We start from the raw sequence: 3,507 nt of genomic DNA, 5'->3' as shown, positions 1-3,507 counted from the left end.
ATCTTCTTGCGGCTTAACTGTGTCCTGAAATTCAATACCATTTGAGTTGGGTTCAAATATAGGAGATTCAGCATCAGCAATATGTTGGACATGAATCACTTGAGTACCCTGTTGACGGGCTTTCGCAATTACTTTCACTGCATTAGCAGCAGCTTGTTCAATATTTACCAATGGTAATTTACCTGTAGGTAGATATTCATTTTGTAAGTCGATAACTAATAAAGCTGATTTTGACATACCTATTCCTTTACTTAACTAATATTGGTTTTGTTCTACTTATGTTTTAAAGAAGTGGAATGCTTCCACTTCTTTAAGTCACTTTAGAAAGAAAGCGTTTCACCATCGATAGGAATTAAAACCTTATCTTGGATTCCTTTGTCCTTTACGTAATCTGCAAGCTCAGCACGTGTTACCGACATGTGGTTAATTGCATCCATGTGAACAGCAACCACTTTAGCATTTGGTGCTTTCTGAGTTGCATGATAAGTATCTTCTTTGCCCATAATAATGGATTCTTTAAAGCCATCAACCAAGGCGTTACCTGTATTCAAGACAATCACATCAGGTTTAAATGTTTGAATCGCTTGATCAACTTCAGAACGCCAGATGGTATCTCCTGCCACATAAACAGTTTCATGGCCAGCAGCTTCAAATACCACACCCATTGCTTCACCTAATCCAGCTTTAAGCTTAGGAATACGGTACATGGCATCAGTACCGTGTTGACCACCAGTTTTAGTGAGCTTAATCCCTTCAAAGGTCGCTTGAGTTAATACACGAACATCTTTGAAGCCTTGTGACTGAATGATTTTCTGGTCTTCTTTATTCTGTACAAACAACGGCATGTTTTTCGGAATAGTCGCTTGTGCTGCATCATCCCAATGATCTAAATGTGTATGGGTCACGATTACCGCATCTACACCTTCTAAAATCGTTTCAGGCTTAATAGGCAAATCGACTAATGGATTCCGTAAATAGCTACGATGAGTATCAGGAAAACCTTCATAGAATCCTTTTTTAGCAAACATTGGGTCAATTAAAAAAGTCGTATCAGCATAGGTTACTTTAATCGTTGCATTGCGAATTTCTTGTATATGCGTAACTTTAGAAGTATCTCGCTGAACCACCTTATCATTCGCATATAAATGGACTGAAGCCATTGCCAGAGAGAGTGCAATAACAGAGCTACTTAAAATTTTATTCATGTTCCAGATCCAATCATTTAGTCATACTCGAATCATGATAGGAAAAATTAAGCAATAAAATTGTCTTTAAGGACAATCATCGAAACTATTGGGACAACATGCTATATTTATTATTTTAGAGAGGTAGATTGAATGGCTATACCAGTGATTGGATTGTTCGTATATCCCAATATAAATCCATTTCACTTCTCTATCCCCCATATCATTTTCAATATCAAGATTGAAGATAAACGCTTATTTGATCTGAAAATTTTTTCTATAGATGGCCAGCCCGTAACAACAGAACAGTCTATGATGATTATCCCTGATGGTGGGGTCGAGCTCATTAAAGAGTCGGATCTTATTATTATTCCTGGGTGGGATGATTTTAATCACGAGCCTAAACAAGTACTTATCGATGCCCTAAATTGTGCATATCAGACTGGAATTAGAATTGTAGGGTTATGCTATGGAACTTATGCACTGGCATATGCTGGTTTACTTGACCATAAAAAAGCAGCTACGCACTGGATGGCTGAACAAGATTTCAGTGAGCGGTTTCCACAGGTTCAACTTGATTATGATGCCCTGTATGTAGAAGACCAAAGGATTGTAACCTCTGCTGGAACAGGTGCAGCATTAGACTGCTGCCTATATTTGGTACGAGAAATCTATAATGCACGAATTGCGAATAAAGTCTCTAGAGTAATGGTGATCCCGCCTCACCGTGAAGGTGGGCAAGCTCAGTTTATTGAACAGCCAGTCGCAGAATCGAGCCAAGATGCACAAATTAATGTATTACTTGATTTTTTAAGAAAGAATTTAGCTTTACAACATAATATTGAAAGCCTCGCTGAACGGACACATATGACACGCAGGACGTTCACACGGCATTTTAAGAAAGCGACAGGCATGACCCTAGTCGATTGGCTGAATACTGAAAGAATCAGATTAAGTTGTGAACTTTTAGAAACGACAAACTTGTCTATCGAAAAGATAACCGAGCTTTCAGGTTTTAATAATACCGTGTCATTTAGAAAAAATTTTCGTGAAAAATATGGCACCAGCCCTCAGGCATGGAGAAAAGCTTTTGGGATCATTAATGAAAATAATCCACCCATTTAACATAATGGTGGTTATACGAACTATCTATGTAATGCAAATTGCATTACAATATATCCATGTATTCAACAAATGGGAAAAGTAATGGCTACTGTTAACTTCAGGGTCGATGAAGCCCTTAAAGAAAAATCCTATTCCATCCTTAAAGAACAAGGTATTGCACCTACAGATTTCTTTACTAGTATTCTTGAGTATGTTGCTACGACTGGGAAATTACCTGTCAAAAAAGCTTTGCTTTCAGAAGAAGATGAAGAATTATTAGCTCTTGTCCGTAAGCGTATTAATGACCCTAAAGAGATGTTTGAGGAAGTCACATTAGATGACTTATAAGCTTTTACGTCACAAAGACTTTACAGCAGAATGGGAAAAACTCCCTGTTGCTATACGAGAATAATTTAAAAAGAAAGTAGCCAAAGTCATAGAGCAGCCACATATTCCAAAGAATATGCTTAGAGGCGATCTCGCAGGTTGCTATAAAATTAAATTATTAAAAGCTGGTGTCAGACTTGTCTATCAAGTTAAAGATGATCAGGTAGTTATCTTGCTCATCACAGTCGGGAAACGAGCTGATAGCATAGTTTATGACGAAGCTAAAAAGCGCATTAAAGACTAAAAATGGGAGTTTATAGCTCCCATTTTTATTGATGATTTTTTAGTTCATTAAGCATGGCATCACGCAAAATCTTATTCATACGTGTCTGATAGCCTTTGCCTTGTGCTTTTAGCCATTGCATGACATCTGCATCAATGCGTACTGTAGTCACTTGTTTAGTTGGCTTATAAAACGGATTTTGGACAGCATTTTTCCAAAAGCTTTCATCAAGTTCAGGTATGTCCGAAAAGTCTATTTCACTGTCTGCGCGTTTATCTAATGCCTCAAGTCTTGCCTTTTGTTCTTCAGATAAGACAGGAGGTTTATTCAAATCTACTTTGTACGTAACGGTTTTTTTCATACTGTTTCCTCTCTTTTTTCTCTGCCTGTCGTGCTGAAATAATACGGAGATGATCAATCCCATTATGATCTTGTACAGTATGAGCCACTAATAAAACTGTCTGCCCGTGTACGAGACCTATCGCTTGCCAACGATATTCACCATTTTCAAAGCGATCCTGTTTGAAGACGGCATGGTAATCCTCCCATAAATAACCGAAGTTAAAAGTAGAGGTTAAGCAGCCATTAGAGGTGGCTTTCCTTTGTTAG

The 3,507-nt window shown here is 37.8% G+C and carries 5 protein-coding genes and 2 pseudogenes; 3 read left to right on the top strand and 4 right to left on the bottom strand.

Features of this window, described 5'->3' with window-relative positions:
* Together CF596_RS14240 and CF596_RS14235 are read right to left on the bottom strand one after the other, a co-directional pair.
* On the bottom strand, positions 1 to 237 hold a 237-nt coding region (locus CF596_RS14240), incomplete at its 3' end, for an isochorismatase family protein (protein ID WP_143228711.1).
* An 83-nt stretch (positions 238 to 320) separates the two neighbouring features.
* On the bottom strand, positions 321 to 1,205 hold the full coding sequence (locus tag CF596_RS14235) for an MBL fold metallo-hydrolase (protein WP_005176778.1): 885 nt from the start codon (positions 1,203 to 1,205) through the stop codon (positions 321 to 323).
* 132 nt (positions 1,206 to 1,337) lie between these two features.
* Here CF596_RS14235 and CF596_RS14230 point away from each other — a divergent pair, with 132 nt between their 5' ends.
* The 3 genes and pseudogenes from CF596_RS14230 (at position 1,338) to CF596_RS14220 (ending at position 2,919) form a co-directional block, all read left to right on the top strand.
* Positions 1,338 to 2,309 (top strand): helix-turn-helix domain-containing protein, encoded by a 972-nt coding sequence (locus CF596_RS14230; RefSeq protein ID WP_096902849.1) that lies wholly within the window; start codon positions 1,338 to 1,340, stop codon positions 2,307 to 2,309.
* A gap of 81 nt (positions 2,310 to 2,390) precedes the next feature.
* Complete coding sequence (locus CF596_RS14225) at positions 2,391 to 2,636, top strand: type II toxin-antitoxin system RelB/DinJ family antitoxin (RefSeq protein ID WP_000246756.1); 246 nt, start codon at positions 2,391 to 2,393, stop codon at positions 2,634 to 2,636.
* Positions 2,626 to 2,919, top strand: a pseudogene (locus CF596_RS14220) (type II toxin-antitoxin system RelE/ParE family toxin). Before CF596_RS14225 ends, CF596_RS14220 begins: the two are co-directional and overlap by 11 nt.
* A 25-nt stretch (positions 2,920 to 2,944) precedes the next feature.
* Here CF596_RS14220 and CF596_RS14215 read toward each other — a convergent pair.
* Together CF596_RS14215 and CF596_RS14210 are read right to left on the bottom strand one after the other, a co-directional pair.
* Entirely contained in the window at positions 2,945 to 3,259 is a 315-nt protein-coding gene (locus CF596_RS14215) for a BrnA antitoxin family protein (protein WP_042068846.1), read from the bottom strand.
* Positions 3,222 to 3,449 (bottom strand): annotated as a pseudogene (locus CF596_RS14210) (BrnT family toxin); the annotation flags it as partial. The pseudogene CF596_RS14210 and the gene CF596_RS14215, both read right to left, overlap by 38 nt.
* Between the last annotated feature and the right edge of the window lie 58 nt (positions 3,450 to 3,507).

Source organism: Acinetobacter sp. YT-02, assembly GCF_002412355.1.
Classification (GTDB): Bacteria; Pseudomonadota; Gammaproteobacteria; order Pseudomonadales; family Moraxellaceae; genus Acinetobacter; species Acinetobacter towneri.
The sequence above is the reverse complement of the archived record's forward strand: the minus strand, read 5'-3'. Positions and strand labels throughout refer to the sequence as shown.